Raw genomic sequence first — 16,272 nt, forward strand, 5'->3', positions numbered from 1 at the left:
ATGTTCGGAGCGATCGGTACCTTTGGCTATTCATGGTGCGGAGGCAATGTGCACACTTTGCACGCGAGGCTCAACGTCGGCGCTCAGCGGGCGGCGGAGCCGTCCGCTGCAGCAAAAGGTTGAACCGATTCATCGAATATCGACTCGCATAAAACTGAACTCCACCGCTCCTTCGCACGGGAGCTCGCCTACGTCGATGCGGAAGCCGAGGACTTCGATGATGCCGGCCGCTCGATCCACCACATGGCCGACGCCACGATACGCATAGGGGCCGGTCTTCTCCATTCGCTCTATGGATCGTTGCTCTTGCAGATCTTCAGGCCAGTCCGAAAGGCAAGCTGCTTTAATCTCAGCGTCGAGCGCAGCCAATGCGTTGTCCACCCGTTCACCCTCAACCAAGTCGCGCGCGAAGCAAAAAGCGTCAATCTGGCCCTGCGTGCTGCGCAACGTCACAGACGAACACTCGTCGCCCTGGGAATAGGGTTCAACGCGATCAACGAGCAGCGTTTGCATAGCGGTTCAACGTTGAAGCTGAGCCGGAGCCGCAGGCGATCGGCTCGAGCGACCGGTTATGCAGAGCCACTTCGAAGGCACTGCGGTGGAGGTGGCCGACAGCATACCGAAGCTGTACCCATGAGGCGATCGGCTGAGGCGGCAAGCGCGGTTTTCGCGGCGCAGGTGGCGGCGAACCAAGAAAAGAGAACGAGCATCCTGGCCAAGACCGGCAAGATCAGGGCGGCCGGAGGCTGGCAGTGTGCGGGAAGTCTCCGACTCCGAGAGAATCACGGCGCAATACGCAGCGCACTCATGGCGGTCGCCAGACCGAAAACGGGCCTTCATGCCTTTCTTAGCTTGCTGCATAACGTGAAAGTGAGCGGACGCCGGAGGCGGTCCGCTCGAATGACTGGTTGGGCCACACTTCGTCCCGGACTCGTAGAAGGCTATCGCTCATTGCGATGTTCCACCCAAGAACCAACCAAGCACACAAGTCCAGAGAATGGCAACGACCCCAGCGCATAGAAACCAGACCAGCATGCGATGGATAACCAGACCGTATCTGGCACGCTCGTCGGGATCAAGAAACCAAGTGCGACTAAACGGTTCAGTGTCTCGACCGAGAACCAAGAAGTAGACCGGAACAAACAGAAACACGGCAAACGCCAAAAGCCACACCGCGTTCTGCCCAATTGTCGCGCTCGGTGCGTGCTGACTCATCCAGCCGTCAAAGGACACAAGGCCAAACGCGGCCCAAGCGCCCGCTACTGCCGCAGTCTTTCGAGTAGCAACAATGCTCATTGTGTGGCTCAACGTTGAAGCTGAGGGGCCGCAGACAGCTGGCCGCGCGGAGCTGAAAATATACAAGCAGCGTAGCGCGGCCAGCTGGCGTAGGTCCACTCGAGCGACCGGTTAGGCATCATTGCCGCTCCCAAATCTCTTGAATAGTGGAGGTAATCGTCGCCTCCACTCGATCTTGATCCGGACCCACTGCGACCTGGTATTTTTGAAATCGACCGTTGCTCCAGTGGACTGCGAACAGCAACGACATATCCTTCTCCTGCCACTTAACTCCGAAAATCTCCGGACGCTCGCCATCTGACGTATCGACTACGTCAACTCCAAGATCATCGCCATCTGCCGTGATCGTGAATTCGATGTCTGAAAATCCATCGCGGAACTTCCATCGACCCGCAATTCGGACGCGTTGACTGAGTGGCATGACATTGCTCATGATGATGCCTAACGTTGAAGCTGAGCCGGCCGCGCCGGCAGGACGCGCAAGGCCCAGAATGAAATGAGGGCCTGAAGCGGCGTGCTGGTGAGGGTCGGCTCGAGCGACCGGTTATGCAGAGCCAAATTCGAAGGCACTGCGGTGGATGTGGCCGAAAGCATACCGAAGCTGTACCCACGTGGCGATCGGCTGAGGCGGCAAGCGGGTTGTTCTTCTGCGGGCGGACGGTGAACCAAGAAGAGAGAACGAGCAACCGGGCCAAGACCGGCAAGATCACGGCGGCCGGAAGCTGGGCCGAAGCGGCCGCAGCCCGACTCCGAGGAAATCACGGGAGACTGCTCCGCGTGGCCGAGGCGAACGCCCGACCGAAAACGGATATTCAAGCGTTGCTTAGCTTGCTGCATAACGTTGAAGCTGAGGGGCCGGAGCCAGCTGGCCGCGCGGCGCTGAAAATATACAGGCAGCGTAGCGCGGCCAGCTGGCGGAGGTCCACTCGAGCGACTGGTTGGGCGTCATCGCGACTCGGTACATACAAGGCCTCATTGGACGCCCACTCCTGCGACAAGTGCTGCCGCGGCAGCGACGAAATTGATGAGCAAGAGTACCGTGGCCAGTGTATTGAGGCGCTGTTCGCTCAGCAATGCGCCAGCGGCAAGGGAGAGCAAGCCGAAGCCCCCAAGAAAGCAAGCAACACCCCAGCTACCACGCCAAAAGTGCCAGGCCGCGTAGGCGACGAAGCCGATGCCACAAGCGACGAACAGCGTGCGATCACGAGAGCGCTCTTTACTTAGGAAGGAACGCAACGACATGACGCCCAACGTGTTGTATATCGATAGCTAACGCCGTATATCACGGCAAGTGTCGTAATAACCGACTGCGAGCAAGGCCAGGCAAGTGCTTGTCGGAGTTAGGTTATCTGTCCAAACGACGGCTTCTCATGGCCCATTAATTGAGACGCCAAAAGCCGCGCTTGTTACAAAAACCTGCCCGGTACGCATGGCATAGGCCAGTGACTGACTGGGCCGCATATTGCCATCAAATCATGGCGGCTTTGACGTCTCACAACTGAAATGGGTGGCCACGTTTCGGTGGCCTCGGCCCATGGCTGTCGCTTCGGATGCCCAGCGCCGCGACACCCCAGACTCAAAGATTGCTCGAGAACAGCCGCCGTAGAAACAGCTGCTTGAAGCTGTGCGCCTCATTGAGGCCCAGGCGCTCCAGCCAGGCCTCGGGCACCGGGGTTTGCGGCCCCAGGCTTTTGACGATGAGCTTGACCAGCTCGACCGGGTGGTGGCTGGCGTGCTTGAGCTTTTTGAGCGCGCGCACGATCTGCATTTCCTCGTCGCTGAGGTCGGTGCCGAAGGGAAAATCGGGCAGCACGCCGCTGTTGCGCCAGGGGCGCAGCTGCTCGCGCAAGGCCTCGGGCAGATTGCGCCGGGCCGCTGCCGGCAGCTGGTAGTCGGCCGGCAGCTTGCCATGGGCTTTGGCCTCGTCCATCAAGCCCTGTTGGAAACGCGAGTCACAGACCTGCAGCAGGCGCGAAATCACCTCGGCATCGCTGCAGCCGCGCAAGTCGGCCACGCCGTATTCGGTGACGACGATGTCGCGCAGATGGCGCGGGATGGTGCAGTTGGCGTAGTGCCAGACGATGGAGCTGCTCAGGCCCTGGGCGTTGTCATGCGTGGCCCGCAGCAGCAGGATGGAGCGTGCCCCCTGCAGCGCATGGCCCATGGCGACGAAGTTGTACTGACCGCCCACGCCCGAAACCATCTGGCCCGAGTCATAGCCATCGGACGAGGCGGCGCCCAGCAGCGTCATCTTCATCGTCGTGTTGATGAAACGGGCATCCCGGCGCTGCGCGCGCTTGAGCGCTTCCGAACCCAGGGCGTCGCCGTAGAGCTCGTTGATGAAGTGGATGCGCGTCATGGCGATGCGCTGGCGCAGGCCTTCGGGCAGCTCGCGCAAGCGTTGGTAGAAATCGCGCGGGCCGAGGAAGAAGCCGCCATGCATCAGCGTGGCCCGTCGCCATGCCGGGCCGATCAGCTCGGGCGCCATGGCCTCGCAGCAGTTCGGCCAATGCTGGCCGGCATAGGCCAGCCGTCCATCGGCCTGCAGCTCGACCTCGGGCTTCAGCAGACCCTGGGCCTGAAGAAACTCCAGGTCGCAAGGACGAAGCGGCGACGCGATGCGGCCGCGCTCCTGCAGTGCACGGATCACGCCCGCTTCGGGCTGCGGGCCCAGCTGGCCCGCCAGGGCCAGCGCTTGCAAATCCAGATCGTCGAACACCAGGCGGCGGATCAGCCCGGCATCGATCAAGCGCATGAAGCCGTTGACGAACATCTCCGAGCAGCCGTACAGGCCCTGCTCGAAGCGGCCCAGCTCGCGCCCTGCCTGTGGGTCGGACGGACTGCAGCCGCCCAGCCCGCACAATCCGCTAAGGATGGCCCGGTAGTCGGCATTGCGGGTCTCGCGCACGATCAGGGCCTGGGCAATGGCGTCACCGAGCGAGCCGATGCCGATCTGCAGCGTGCCACCGTCCTTGACCAGGCTGGAGGCATGCAGGCCGATGGCGTAATCGGCCCAGGAAATGGCGGCATTGGGCGGCGCGAACACGCTGTGGCTGCAGCCCGGCCCGCTCAGCAGCAGGCTGAACAAGCCGGCGTCGGCCACGGCCGGCCCGGGCATGAAGGGCAGGGCCTCGTTGACCATGGCCACGCTGAGCACCGGCTGCCCGACGGCGGCCTGGTGCTCGAGCAGATCGAAGCTGAGGTCGGGGTTGCAGGACAGGGAATACTCGCGCGCACCGGTCTCCGGGTTCAGGCGCGTGGCCACCGCCTGCATCAGCAGATTGATGCCCTGGCTGCACATGTCCCGCACGGCAAAGCTGTAGTTGGTGCAGATGAAGCCTTGCTGTGCCGCCTCGTTGCCGAGGTAGTCGGCGGTCTTGAAGAAGAACTCCTGCACCGAGATATTGGGCGGCAGCTGGCCGGCGCGCAGTGGCGCCACATAGGCCAGGTCAGGGTAGTCGGCGAACACGCGCTCGACCAGGGGCGCCAAGAAATGCTGCTCCAGCTCGGTGCGACCCTTGGGCCGCTCCAGCGACAGCGCGGTGTAGATGTGCAAACGGCGCTCAGGCTGCGCCGCCACACGCCGGTAGAGCGCGTTCAGCAGCGGGTTGGGCTTGCCCACGCCCAGGGGCAGGGCCAGCCGGATCTCACCGGGCAGGCGGCGCAGGATCTCGTCCACCGCCGCCTCCACATCCGTCAGCAGCACAGGCTGCGCCACTGCAATTGCCGCCGCCGCGGCCTCGTCCGTTCCCGGACCTTGGCTCTTTTTGTTCAATCGTGTCTCCTGTCCGGCCTCTTGATGGCTCGTCTTTTGGGGCAGGTCTTGGGTGGCCGCGAAAGCACACCGTCGCCCGTGCCACAGTTTCACCCCCACTGCCAAGGGTGATCTTGACATTCAGCAAGTCCGCCACAAAAGCGGGGTTTGCCCCTCAAAAAGCGGGATAGTCCTCCCCCGGGCCTGCGGGGGGCGCTGTGCGCCCACACCTTGGCCTGTGCTGAAATGCCCGGCTGCACCGAGACCTGCTGTCGACGTACCCGTTCCTCATTCGCCTTTTATGCACGAGCCCCTGGACTTGCCGGCCTGGTTGCCGCCCCTGCGCAGCGCCCTGCGGCGCCTCGGACCGCGCCCGGCGCACTGGCTGTTCTGCGCCTTCATCACCCTGGTCTGCGTGGCGCTGTCGCAATTGGTCGTGTCCCTGCTGGGGCGCGGTGACCGGCCGACGGCGGCCCTGATCGCGGCGCTCTGCGGCCTGTCCCTGGCGGCCGTGCTCAGTGCCTGCGTGCTGGCTCTGCTGGCCCATCTTGACCGGGCCCTGCGCTTCACCGCCCGCTACGCCACCCGGGACAGCCTGACCGGCTTGTGCAACCGCCGCCAATTCCTCAGCCTGGTCGAGCGGGAATGGTCGCTGGCCCGGCGCTACCAGACGCCTTGCGCCCTGGTGCTGATCGACATCGACCATTTCAAGCGCATCAACGAAGCCTTTGGCCACGCCTGTGGCGACATGCTGTTGCGCCAGGTGGCCGAGGTCAGCGGCGAAACCCTGCGCCAGGCCGATGTTTTGTGCCGTTACGGGGGCGAGGAGTTCATGCTCTTCCTGCCGCACACCGACCCACTCGGCGCGCTCGATGTCGCAGAACGCATCCGCGAGCGCGTGCTGGCCATGGATTTCGCATGGAATGCCCACCCAGTGCCGGTCAGCGTCAGCATCGGCGTGGCCGTGCTCAAGAGTGGCCACGTCGGCCTCGACGACTTGCTCAATGAGGCCGATGAGGCCTTGCACCTGGCCAAGGCCGAGGGTCGCAACTGCGTGCGCGCAGGGCCGGGCCTGCTGCCGGGAACGTTCAGCGCCTTGCAGGCCTGAAACGCTCAGTACCGGCCGTACGGGCCGAGCTCAAATCCGCAGCGCCCCCGCATAGCCGGTCAATTCCAGATATCCGAGGCCGCTGCGCCGACCCTGGGCGTCGAGCAGCTCGGCCGCGCCTTCCCAGTAGCGCAGGCCACCGGTGATTTCCTGGTCGTCCAGCAGGGCGCGCAGGCGCTGCTCACCTTGCGGTGTGCGCAGCCTCCATTCCAGCGGGTAACGAGCGCCGCCACGCGGGCTGTCCCAGTGGCGCAGCGCCTGCATCTGAACATCCTCAGGCGCGAAGGTCAGCGTGCTGCCATCGGCCCGGCGCCAGCTGCCGCCACTCCAGAGCGTGCTGCCGTCGGCGCGGCGCAGACGAAACACGGTCAGCGCGCCGCCGTCGCCGAGGTTGATGCCGGCCCAGTCCCAGCCGATGGCGCTCTCAGCAGCTGCCGTGCCAGCTGCCCCTGCGTCCGAAGGCTTGCCCAGCAGATGCTCGCTCCACTCATGGTCCAGCCAGGAGCGCCCCTGCAGACTCAAGACCTTCCCGTCCAGCTGCAGCTGCGCCTGGCTGAGCAGCTGCACTTGGCTGTAGTAATGGCTGAACTGCTCGGGCTGCGGCCCTTTGCGCGAAAAGCCGCCGGCGCCTTGCAAAAGCAGGGCTTGGCTGGCCTGCAGCTCCAGCTGCAGCGCGAAACCGCCGCTGCGGCTGCTCAGAGCGGCCCGGTAGCGGTCCGGGCCGGAGCCCGGCACACGGGCCAGGCGCCAGTCGGCCATGCGGACAGCACAGTCCAGCTCGCTGGCCTCATTCAGGCCGGCCACAGCACGGCCCAGGCGCTGATCGTGACGCAGGCGTCCGCCCGGGCGCAGATCGCTGAGCGCGCCATGGGCCAGCAAAAGCTGGCGCGCGGCCAGCCGGCTCGGGTGCTCGGGTGCCGCCGGGCCGCGCCGGCGAAAAAAGGTCAGCTGGTAGCCGAACTCCGGCTCCGAGCGGCCCGGCCGCGACAGGACGCCGGTCAGGTACCACCATTCGATGGCCTGTTCGGGGTGCGCGCCAAAGTCGCGCGGAAAACTCAGCCGGGCAGGGCGCGCGGCGCCGGTCGAATCGAGCGCCAGGCTCGCCCCCGGCAGCAGGCCCAAAACTGCAGCTTGCATCAGCCAGGCGCGCCGGCCCGGCACCCAGTCGCCTGGCTCGCCCTGCATCACCAATCCTCCTTGACCGCTTGCACCGCCTGCTGGGCCACGGCCCGGTAACCCGCCAAGAGCGAGGCCAGCACGCCGGCCACGAACACGGCGGCCAGCAGGGCAGCGAGGCGCCAGCCGGGCAGGCTCAGGTCCATGCTCCAGTGAAAGCTCTGCGGGTTGACCACCCAGATCAGCACCGCACTCAGGCACAGGCCCAAGGCCAGGCCGGCAATGGCGCCAACGCCGCACAGCAGCACGGCTTCCAAGCCCAGCAATCGCAGCACATCGGCGCGTGTGAAGCCCAGATGCAGCAGCAGGCCGAACTCGCGCCGCCGCGCCAGGGTCTGGGCCGACGCGGCCGCGGCGATGCCGAACAGACCGATCGCCAAGGCCACGGCCTGCAGCCAGACGGTGACGGCAAAGCTGCGGTCGAAAATGTGCAAAGAGATGGCGCGCAACTCGCTGACCGCGGCGATCTCAAGATCCTGCGGCTCGGCGGCCAGGGCACGCAAGGCCTCGCTGCTGGCTTTGGGGTCGGCACCCGGGGGCAGCCAGAGGTAGAGCTCGGTGACGCGCAGGTCGCCACTCCAGGCCCGGTAGGCGGACAGCGGCATCAGCACCGCGCCGCTCTGGCGCGCATAGTCGCGCCAGACGCCGCGCACAAACACGGGCAGCGGTGGCCCGCCCGGCTGCAGGCGCAGCTGCACGGTCTGTCCCGGCCGCAGGCCCTGGGCATCGCGCAGGGCTTCGTTGATGTAGATGGGGGTTAAACGTGTTTGGCCCGCCGGCGCGGGCGCGAGGGCGCCGGCCAGGGGCAGGCTCTGCTCATCGAGCTCACGCGCTTGCAGGTCCAGCGGATCGGCCCCGGCCGGCATGCCGTCGAGCCAGACCTGCTGGCTGCGTTGCAGCCTGATATCGCGGAGCTGAGCGCTGCCCCGTATCGCGTCCACAAGGGCCGGCGGCAGCGGAGCCTGCTGGCCGGCGCTGCCACGCAGGGCCGAGCGCAGGTAGAGATCGGCCGGCAGCATCTGGCTCAGCCATTGGTTCAGTGAATCGCGGAAGCTGCCCACCATGACCAGCATGGCCACCGACAAGCTCAGCGCCACCAGCACGCCGGCCAGGGCCCGGCTGGCCTCGCCGGCCTGGTCGCGGGCGCGCTCGCGCAGCAGCAACAAGCTCGCCCCGGGCCGGCTCCAGGCTAGCAGCCCCAGGCTCAGGCGCAGCAAGGCGGGCACACAAGCCATGCCGCCGGCCAACACCGCCAGCATGGCGGCATAGGCGGCGACCGGAACCCCGGCCAGGGCCGCGGGCCAAGAGATCGGCGGCAGCAAGGCCAGACCCAGGCCCAGCAAGAGCAGGGCCGGGCCCAGCCAGACGGGCGGCCCCTCGCTCAATCGCTGGCCCAAGCCCTTGAGCACCTGGGCCACCGGCATGCGCTGCACACTGCGGGCCGGCAGCCAGGCACTGAGCAGGCTGACCGTCAGGCCCAGGCCGCCGAAGAGCAGGGCGGCCGGCAGCTGCGCGGCACTGAACTGCAGGGCCGGTCGCACACCACTGATGGCGGCCAGGCCCAGATCGCTGCCCAGCACCCGCAGGCCCAGGCCTGCCAACTGCCAGCCGAGCAGCAGGCCCAGGGCACTGCCGAGCAAGCCCAGCAGCAGCCCCTCCAGCAAGACCAGTGCCGAGCGCTCACGCGCACTCATGCCCAGCACGCCGAGCAGCGCCCATTGCGGCAGGCGTTGGGCCACGGACAGAGAAATCACGGCAAACACCAGAAAACTGCCGGTGAACAAAGCCATCAGCGAGAGCACGCCGAGGTTGACGCGGTAGGCCTGCGTCAGCCGGCCCAGGCGGGCGCTCTCGTCGGCCGGCGGCGTGGCGCTCAAGCCCGCTGGCAGGCGCTGGCGAGCCAGCCACTCGCTCGGCGAGACACCGGGGGCCAGGCGCAGGTCCACCCGATCGAGCTGCCCCAAACGGCCGAACAAGACCTGGGCGGCGGCGATGTCCACCACCGCCCGCGGCGGCCCGCCGTCCGGGCTGCTCGGGCCGATGCGAAGGTCCAGGCTCTGCACCTGGCCGCTGTCGCTGCTGGCGGCGCGCAGGCGCAAGACCTGACCCTCGGCACCGGCCGGCCCGAGGCGGCGCAGCAGCGCGGCATTGGGGAAGACGCGGCCCGGGTCCAGCCCATCCAGCGGCGAGGCCAGGCGCGGCAGCAGATCGGGGTTGATGGGCCCCGCCTGCAGCATGTCCAGGCCGATCACGGTGACGTTGAAAGGCTGGCCCTTGGCATCAAGGGCTTGCGCCTGGCCGCCCAGCACCGGCGAGGCCTGCGCCACCTCGGGCAGGCCGGCGATCTGGGCATAAGCGTCTTCCTGGACGGTGCCGCCGGGCGCGCGCAGGACCAAGTCGGGCTGGCCATTGAGGCTGGCCGCGGCGCTGCCGAACTCGGCCAGGGCAGCTCCGTTCAGCAGATGCACGCCGTAGGACAGGGCCACGCCCAGCGCGATGGCCAGCAGAGCCAAGGCCTGGCGCCCGGCCTGGTGGCGCAGAGCCGGCCAGGACAGGAAGCGCAGCCAGGCGATCAGGGCGCGCGGGCTCAAGGCGTGGGGGGTCAAGGCGAGGCGGCGCTCATCATCAGGTCTTCCAGGCGCAGGCAGCGGTCGGCCCGCTCGGCGGCCCGCTCGGAGTGCGTGACCAGCAAGCAGGCCGCGCCCTGGGCATGGACCTGATCCAGCAGCAGGTCGAGCACGGCGCTGGCACTGCGGCTGTCCAGATTGCCGGTCGGCTCATCGGCCAGCACCAGGGCCGGCTTGTGCACCAGCGCCCGGGCAATCGCCACCCGCTGCAGCTGGCCGCCCGAGAGCTGGCGCGGCAGGCGCTCGGCCAGATGGCCCAGGCTCACCGCCTCCAGCATCTCCTGCACCCGGGCCGCGTCGGGCCGCTGCAGCAGCAAAAGCGGCAGGGCGACGTTGTCCCGCACGCTCAGATAGGGCAGGACATGGAAGGCCTGGAACACAAAGCCGAGCTGAGCTCGGCGCAGGCGGGCGCGCTCACCTTCGTTCAGGCTGCCCAGGTTCTGGCCCAGCAGCTGGATGCTGCCGGCGTCCACCTCGTCCAGGCCGGCCAGGCAGTTCAGCAAAGTGCTTTTGCCCGAGCCCGATTCGCCCAGCAGGGCGACCAGCTCGCCGCGCCGCAAGAGCAGGTCGATGCCGGCGAACACCGGCGTGGCGCCATAGCTCTTGGCAATGCCCCGGGCCAGCAGCAGCGGCAGCTCGGTCATGTCACGGGCTCCGCGGCATCGGCCTGCAGGATTTTTTGCAGCAGGGCCAGCACCTGGATCTGCGCTTGCGGGTGATCGCAGGCCACGATCTGGCGCTTCGGCATGCTGCGCAGCCAGGTGATCTGACGTTTGGCCAGCTGGCGCGTGGCGGCGCTGCCGCGCTCGGCCAGGCTGCTGAAATCGCCGCTGTCCAGCGCTTCCCAGCTTTGGCGGTAGCCGACGCAGCGCATGGACGGCAGGTCCAGGCTCAGGTCGCCGCGCGCGCGCAGGGCTTTCACTTCCTCGACCAGGCCGTCCTTCAGCATTTGCTCGAAGCGCTGGTCCAGGCGGCGATGCAGCCAGGCACGGTCGCTCGGCTCCAGCGAGATCAAGGGCCAATCGACCCCCTGGCTGCGCTGCTGGTGCAACTCGCTCATCGGCCGGCCAGCCAGCTGGCAGACCTCGAGCGCGCGCTGGATGCGCTGGGAATCGAGCGGCGCCAGGCGCGCAGCCGTGGCGGGGTCAAGTCTTGCCAGCTCCTCGTGCAAGGCCGGCCAGCCGAGTCGGGCGGCGCGCTCATCAATCTCGCGGCGCAGGCCTTCATCGGCCTGCGGCATCTCACTGAGGCCGTCGAACAAGGCCTTGAAATACAGCATGGTGCCGCCGACCAGCAAGGGCAGATGGCCGCGCGCCAGGATCTCATCGCTCAAGCGCCGCGCCGAAGCCACGAACTGCGCAGCCGAATAGGCTTCGGTCGGCTCGATGACATCGATCAGATGGTGGGGCACGGACGCGAGCTCGGCCCGCGTCGGCTTGGCCGTGCCGATGTCCATGCCGCGGTAGACCAAGGCCGAATCGACGCTGATGATCTCGACCGGCAGGAACTCGGCCGCGGCCAGGGCCGCCGCCGTCTTGCCCGAACCGGTCGGCCCGGCGATGCAGATGGGCCGGTGAAAGCGAGAAAAAGCCGGGGCCGTCATCAGTCGAAACGCTCCCAAGGCGTCAGGAAGCGCCACTGGCCGACCGGCAGATTGCCCAGATTGATGCGGCCGATGCGCACACGCTTCAGGCCCACCACCTTGAGTCCGACCTGCTCGCACATGCGGCGGATCTGGCGCTTGCGGCCCTCGCGCAGCACAAAGCGCAGCTGGTCTTCGTTCTGCCAGCTGACCTTGGCCGGCTTGAGCTTGACGCCGTCGAGCTCCAGGCCATGGTTGAGCAGGGCCAGGTCTTCGGCCGGCAGGCGGCCGTCTTCGCTCTTGACGCCGTCGCGGCCCTGGTACTCGACCCGCACCAGGTATTCCTTCTCGATGGACGAATCCTCACCGATCAGCAGCTTGGCGATGCGACCGTCTTGCGTCAGCACCAGCAGGCCGGTGGAGTCGATGTCCAGGCGGCCGGCCGGGGCCAGGCCGCGGGTGTGGCCGATGTGGTACTTGATGCCCGAGCTGTCCTCGGTCCAGTGGGTGTCGGTCTTGACCAGCACCGAGGCCGGTTCATAGCCGTCTTCGGCCTGGCCGGAGACATAACCGATCGGCTTGTGCAAGAGGATGGTGACGCGCTTGGCCTGCTCTTTGTGGGCCAGCGGGTCGATTTCGATCTTGACGTCGGGCGCGACACGTTGGCCGAGCACGGCCAGCTTGCCGTCGACGCGCACCCAGCCGGCGGCAATCCATTCATCGGCTTCGCGGCGCGAGGCCAGGCCCAGCACGCCCATGTGCTTGGACAGGCGCAGGCCTTCGCTGTTGGCGTCAACGAAGACATCGTCGCGGTCGTCGCCGTCATCGCCTTCGTCGAGCTGGCGGCGCAGCTTGGCGGCTGCTTCGCGCAGATGGGCAGGCAGTTGCTCACCGGCGCGGTGTTGGGCGGCGTTCGGCCGGCTGTTCTGCTGACCGTACTGCTGGCTGTCGGGCCGGGGCCCCTGGCCGAAACCAGGGCGCGGGCCGCTTGCGCAGCGCTGATCCTGGCGCGGTTCGCGGTAGCCCTCGCGGTTGGCTTCGCGGCCACCGCCAAAGTCACCCGGACCTCGGTCATGGCGCGGCTCCTGCGCATAGCTGGGCCGCTGGCCTTGCCAACGGTCTTCACGCGGGCCGGGGCCGCCGCGCTCGCTCGGATGACGTTGTTGCTGAGCTTGGTTGTAGCCGCCCGACTGGGGCCGCTGTTGGCCCTGGCCCTGACCTTGCCCATAGGCGGGGCGACGATCGTCAAAGCGCGGGCGCTGCTCGTCGCGGCCATAGCCGCCACCGCCACCACCTTGCGGACGTGAGTCACGTGAATCGCGCGGGTCGCGTTGATCGCGATAGTCCGGCCGGCCTTGCGGGCCGCCGCGCGGGTCGAAGCGCGGGCCCTCATTGCGAGCATCGGGACGGCCCTCATGGCGACCCTCATGCCGGCTCTCGAAACGCGGGCCCTCATTGCGCCAACCGTCGCGTGCCGGCGGGCGTTGCTGGCCCGGGCCGCCGCGGCCGGGGCCGCCTTGATAGCCGCCGCCCTGGGGCGCCGGGCGGTCGCCACGCGGGCGGTCAAAACTGGCTCGCTCGGGCGGGCGACCGGGCCGGTCTTGCTCGCCACGGCGCTGCTCGAACTGGGCCTGGCGTTGCTCGCGTTCGGTCTTGGCAGCCTCGAGGCTCTGGCGCGGGCGCGACACGCCCTTGCCGCGGATCGGCGCTCGCCGTTCGCCATCGGCATTGCGTTTGTTGCTGGAACCGGGCGGGCCTGCAGTCTTCTTGTTGAGTTTCAAAGTGGCCATGATGCCTCCGGGTTTCCGTCAAAGAGAAAAGAGCGATCGTGGGCTGCGCTGCCAAAAGGCCTCAGCGCCCACGCAGGAAAAGGGCGTCGAGCTCGCGCATGCTGAGCTGGCGCCAGGTCGGGCGGCCATGATTGCATTGATCGGCGCGCTCGGTGCGCTCCATATCACGCAACAAGGCATTCATTTCGTCCAGGCTGAGCTGGCGGTTGGCGCGCACGGCGCCGTGGCAGGCCATGGTGGCCAGGATCTCGTGCTGGGCGCGCTCGATCGCATGGCTGGCGTCGAACTGGGCCAGCTCGGCCAGCACGCCGCGCGCCAGTTCCACGACATCGCCGCCGGCCAGGGCCGCCGGGCGTGCCCGCACCGCCAGCATCTTGGCCGACAGCGGCGCCACATCGAGGCCCAGGCGATTCAAGGCCTCGGCATGCGCTTCGGCCGTGGCAATTTCCTGGGCCGTGGCGGCAAAGGTGACCGGGATCAAGAGCGGTTGCGATTCGATCGCCGCAGCACCGAGGCTGGCTTTCAGGCGCTCGTAGACCACGCGCTCGTGGGCGGCATGCATATCGACGATGACCAGGCCCTGGGCGTTCTCGGCCAGCACATAGACGCCCTGGATCTGAGCGATGGCCCGGCCGAGCGGCCAGTCGTGGTCAGGCAAAGGAGACAGCGGAGCGGGCGCCTGCTGGATAGGCTGAGGGCCAGGTCTTGCCTGGGCCGGCACACTTTGGCCGTAAAGCGCCGCCACTTCGGCCAGGCCCAGCGAAGCCTGGCTGTTGCTGCGCCAGCTGGGCGTGCCGCTGTAGAGCGGCGCCTGGGCTTCCTCGGCCCGCGCGGCAGCGGCAGCCGGGGCATTGAACCAAACCGGCGGCGAACCGGGTGCCGGGCGATGGCCGGGCACCTCGGCGGCGGCCGACTGAGCCACCAGCGCCTCGCTCACGGCGGGCTCGGCCGAACGCGAAGCCGCCAGCGCGTCCTGCACCGCATAGCGCACCTTCTGGTGCATCTCGCGGCCGTCACGGAAACGAACCTCGATCTTGGTCGGGTGCACATTGACATCGACCCGGTCGGGCGCGATCTCGATGAACAGCACATAGCAGGGCTGGCGGTGGCCGTGCAGCACGTCTTCGTACGCCGAGCGGATGCCGTGCGCAATCAGCTTGTCGCGCACATAGCGGCCGTTGACATAGACGTACTGCATGTCGGCGCGGCTGCGCGCGGCCTCAGGCAGGCCGGCGCGTCCGTAGATGCGCAGCGGGCCGCTCTCGGCATAGACCGCGCGGCTCTCGGCCATGAACTCGGTGCCCAGCACATCGGCCAGGCGCGCTTCCGAGCTGCCGGCACGCCATTGCTCGACAAGCTTGCCCTCATGCCAGACGGTGAAGCCGACATCGGGCCGGGCCAGGGCATGGCGACGCACCGACTCCACGCAGTGCGCGAGCTCGGTGGCGTCGGTCTTCAAGAATTTGCGCCGCGCCGGCGTGCTGAAGAAGAGCTCGCGCACCTCCACGCTGGTGCCACGCGAGCGGGCGGCCGGCACCAGCTCGCCCGAGCGGGCGTCCAGGCGGTGGGCATGGGCCGCGCCTTCGAAACGGCTGGCCACCGCCATCTCGGCCACCGAGGAAATGGCGGCCAGAGCCTCACCGCGGAAACCCATGGTGGCCACCGACTCCAGCTCGTCCAGCGAGCGGATCTTGCTGGTGGCATGGCGCTTGAGCGCCAGCGGCAACTCTTCGACCGGGATGCCCAGGCCGTCGTCTTCCACCACGATGGCGCGCACGCCGCCGGCCATCAGCTTGACCTGGATCTGCGCGGCGCCGGCGTCGAGCGCGTTGTCCACCAACTCGCGCACGACTGAGGCCGGGCGCTCCACCACCTCGCCGGCAGCGATCTGGCTGATCAGTTCATCGGGGAGTTCGCGGATGGCGCGGCGCGGAGCCGAGGGCAGGGCCGGTGCAGCAGACAAGAAAGGCTCGGGGGCGGATACATCCATGCGCCTATTGTAAGAAGGGGCAGGCCCTCAAGACGGCAAGGTGGCCAGGAAGGCGGCCAAAGCCGTGTTGAAAGCCTCGGGCGCCTCCAGCGAGGGCAGGTGGGCCACGCCCGGCAGGACGGTGCGGCGGGCGCCGGCCATGCGAGTCACCATGGCCTCGCAGCGCGGGAAAAAGTAGCCGAGGTCCAAGTCACCCCAGAGCAGCTCGCTGGGCGCGCTGATGTGCTCCAGGCGCGGCCAGATGGTCGGGGCTTCGAGCGCCGTGCCGGGCGGCGTGGCGCGCAGCATGCGTTCGTCCATGTCCAGAAACAGGGCACGAGCGGCGCCGCCGACGCGGCCCTCGGTGCTGCTGGGGCCGTCGAGCCACAAGGCGGCCAGGGCCCGGTTGGCGCCTGCCACATCACCGGCGTCCATGGCGGCATCGGCAGCAGCGTCCATGGCCAGCTCGCGTTCATTGAGCACAGGGGCCGGTCCTCCGGTCACCGACGGCGCCACCAGAAAGAGCCCGGCGACACGCTCGGGCCGGTCCAGAGCGGCCTCAAGGGCCAGGCGTCCGCCCAGGGAGCAGCCCACCAGCACCGCCCGGCTCAGGCCGGCCGCGTCCAGCACGTCCCACAGATCGGCCAGGTGGGAATACTCGCTAGCCGCTTCGATCCGAGCCTGGCCGTAGCCGCGGCGGTCATAGGCCAGCACAGTGCGCTCGGCCGCAAAAGCCTGCAGCTGCTGCAACCAGAGCCGGTGATCGCAGACGCCGGCATGCAAAAACACCAGCGGCGGCAGGCTGGAGCTGGCATGGCGCAAGAGCAGGCAGGGCAGTTGGGCGCCGTTTACGGGGATCCAGGTCAGAGAATTCATGGGGTGCAAGTTGGCAGCGAGGCTGTGAAGCGCTGATTCTGACCCGGCGCGCGGTCCCGGGCCCTCCGCAGCGGTCATCAAGCGCCCGCATAAT

At 67.7% G+C, this 16,272-nt stretch carries 13 protein-coding genes; 1 reads left to right on the plus strand and 12 read right to left on the minus strand.

Annotated features, from left to right (window positions below):
- Nucleotides 1–129: 129 nt before the first annotated feature.
- The 5 genes from LNV28_RS14960 to LNV28_RS14980 all read right to left on the minus strand — a co-directional run bounded on the left by LNV28_RS14960 (nucleotide 130) and on the right by LNV28_RS14980 (nucleotide 5,071).
- Complete coding sequence (locus LNV28_RS14960; protein ID WP_263517178.1) at nucleotides 130–513, minus strand: hypothetical protein; 384 nt, start codon at nucleotides 511–513, stop codon at nucleotides 130–132.
- A 435-nt stretch (nucleotides 514–948) separates the two neighbouring features.
- A complete protein-coding gene (locus LNV28_RS14965; RefSeq protein WP_263517179.1) occupies nucleotides 949–1,296 on the minus strand; it encodes a hypothetical protein in 348 nt (115 codons plus the stop codon).
- A gap of 118 nt (nucleotides 1,297–1,414) precedes the next feature.
- The gene (locus LNV28_RS14970) at nucleotides 1,415–1,729 is read right to left on the minus strand and encodes a hypothetical protein (protein ID WP_263517180.1); all 315 of its coding nucleotides are present in this window, start codon (nucleotides 1,727–1,729) and stop codon (nucleotides 1,415–1,417) included.
- A gap of 539 nt (nucleotides 1,730–2,268) precedes the next feature.
- Complete coding sequence (locus LNV28_RS14975) at nucleotides 2,269–2,538, minus strand: hypothetical protein (protein WP_263517181.1); 270 nt, start codon at nucleotides 2,536–2,538, stop codon at nucleotides 2,269–2,271.
- 334 nt (nucleotides 2,539–2,872) lie between these two features.
- Nucleotides 2,873–5,071, minus strand: coding sequence for an acetyl-CoA hydrolase/transferase C-terminal domain-containing protein (locus tag LNV28_RS14980; protein ID WP_263517182.1), 2,199 nt, complete (start codon nucleotides 5,069–5,071; stop codon nucleotides 2,873–2,875).
- Between the two features lie 280 nt (nucleotides 5,072–5,351).
- Between LNV28_RS14980 and LNV28_RS14985 the strand changes: the two genes are divergently transcribed.
- Nucleotides 5,352–6,158, plus strand: a complete 807-nt coding sequence (locus tag LNV28_RS14985; protein WP_263517183.1) for a GGDEF domain-containing protein — start codon at nucleotides 5,352–5,354, stop codon at nucleotides 6,156–6,158.
- Between the two features lie 30 nt (nucleotides 6,159–6,188).
- Here the strand turns inward: LNV28_RS14985 and LNV28_RS14990 are convergent, their stop codons facing one another.
- The 7 genes from LNV28_RS14990 to LNV28_RS15020 all read right to left on the minus strand — a co-directional run bounded on the left by LNV28_RS14990 (nucleotide 6,189) and on the right by LNV28_RS15020 (nucleotide 16,178).
- Nucleotides 6,189–7,343, minus strand: coding sequence for a lipocalin-like domain-containing protein (locus LNV28_RS14990; protein ID WP_263517184.1), 1,155 nt, complete (start codon nucleotides 7,341–7,343; stop codon nucleotides 6,189–6,191).
- Nucleotides 7,343–9,940, minus strand: a complete 2,598-nt coding sequence (locus tag LNV28_RS14995; protein WP_263517185.1) for an ABC transporter permease — start codon at nucleotides 9,938–9,940, stop codon at nucleotides 7,343–7,345. Before LNV28_RS14995 ends, LNV28_RS14990 begins: the two co-directional genes overlap by 1 nt.
- Nucleotides 9,937–10,605 (minus strand): ABC transporter ATP-binding protein, encoded by a 669-nt coding sequence (locus LNV28_RS15000; protein WP_263517186.1) that lies wholly within the window; start codon nucleotides 10,603–10,605, stop codon nucleotides 9,937–9,939. Before LNV28_RS15000 ends, LNV28_RS14995 begins: the two co-directional genes overlap by 4 nt.
- Entirely contained in the window at nucleotides 10,602–11,564 is a 963-nt protein-coding gene (miaA, locus tag LNV28_RS15005; protein WP_263517187.1) for a tRNA (adenosine(37)-N6)-dimethylallyltransferase MiaA, read from the minus strand. Before miaA ends, LNV28_RS15000 begins: the two co-directional genes overlap by 4 nt.
- Nucleotides 11,564–13,333 carry a pseudouridine synthase gene (locus tag LNV28_RS15010; protein ID WP_263517188.1) on the minus strand — a complete coding sequence of 590 codons (1,770 nt, stop codon included), beginning with the start codon at nucleotides 13,331–13,333 and terminating at the stop codon, nucleotides 11,564–11,566. The genes miaA and LNV28_RS15010 overlap by 1 nt, the downstream gene beginning before the upstream one ends.
- A gap of 61 nt (nucleotides 13,334–13,394) precedes the next feature.
- Entirely contained in the window at nucleotides 13,395–15,323 is a 1,929-nt protein-coding gene (gene mutL / locus LNV28_RS15015) for a DNA mismatch repair endonuclease MutL (RefSeq protein ID WP_263517189.1), read from the minus strand.
- Between the two features lie 27 nt (nucleotides 15,324–15,350).
- Nucleotides 15,351–16,178 (minus strand): alpha/beta fold hydrolase, encoded by an 828-nt coding sequence (locus LNV28_RS15020; RefSeq protein ID WP_263517190.1) that lies wholly within the window; start codon nucleotides 16,176–16,178, stop codon nucleotides 15,351–15,353.
- Between the last annotated feature and the right edge of the window lie 94 nt (nucleotides 16,179–16,272).

It is taken from the genome of Paucibacter sp. DJ2R-2 (assembly GCF_025717675.1).
GTDB lineage: Bacteria > Pseudomonadota > Gammaproteobacteria > Burkholderiales > Burkholderiaceae_C > Paucibacter_A.

Coding starts and splice junctions, on each gene's coding strand:
- LNV28_RS14965 (WP_263517179.1), bottom strand. CDS start 1,296: ATGAGCATTGTTGCTACTCGAAAGACTGCGGCAGTAGCGGGCGCTTGG.
- LNV28_RS15020 (WP_263517190.1), bottom strand. CDS start 16,178: ATGAATTCTCTGACCTGGATCCCCGTAAACGGCGCCCAACTGCCCTGC.
- LNV28_RS15000 (WP_263517186.1), bottom strand. CDS start 10,605: ATGACCGAGCTGCCGCTGCTGCTGGCCCGGGGCATTGCCAAGAGCTAT.
- miaA (WP_263517187.1), bottom strand. CDS start 11,564: ATGACGGCCCCGGCTTTTTCTCGCTTTCACCGGCCCATCTGCATCGCC.
- LNV28_RS14970 (WP_263517180.1), bottom strand. CDS start 1,729: ATGAGCAATGTCATGCCACTCAGTCAACGCGTCCGAATTGCGGGTCGA.
- LNV28_RS15010 (WP_263517188.1), bottom strand. CDS start 13,333: ATGGCCACTTTGAAACTCAACAAGAAGACTGCAGGCCCGCCCGGTTCC.
- LNV28_RS14975 (WP_263517181.1), bottom strand. CDS start 2,538: ATGTCGTTGCGTTCCTTCCTAAGTAAAGAGCGCTCTCGTGATCGCACG.
- LNV28_RS14985 (WP_263517183.1), top strand. CDS start 5,352: ATGCACGAGCCCCTGGACTTGCCGGCCTGGTTGCCGCCCCTGCGCAGC.
- LNV28_RS14960 (WP_263517178.1), bottom strand. CDS start 513: ATGCAAACGCTGCTCGTTGATCGCGTTGAACCCTATTCCCAGGGCGAC.
- LNV28_RS14990 (WP_263517184.1), bottom strand. CDS start 7,343: ATGCAGGGCGAGCCAGGCGACTGGGTGCCGGGCCGGCGCGCCTGGCTG.
- mutL (WP_263517189.1), bottom strand. CDS start 15,323: ATGGATGTATCCGCCCCCGAGCCTTTCTTGTCTGCTGCACCGGCCCTG.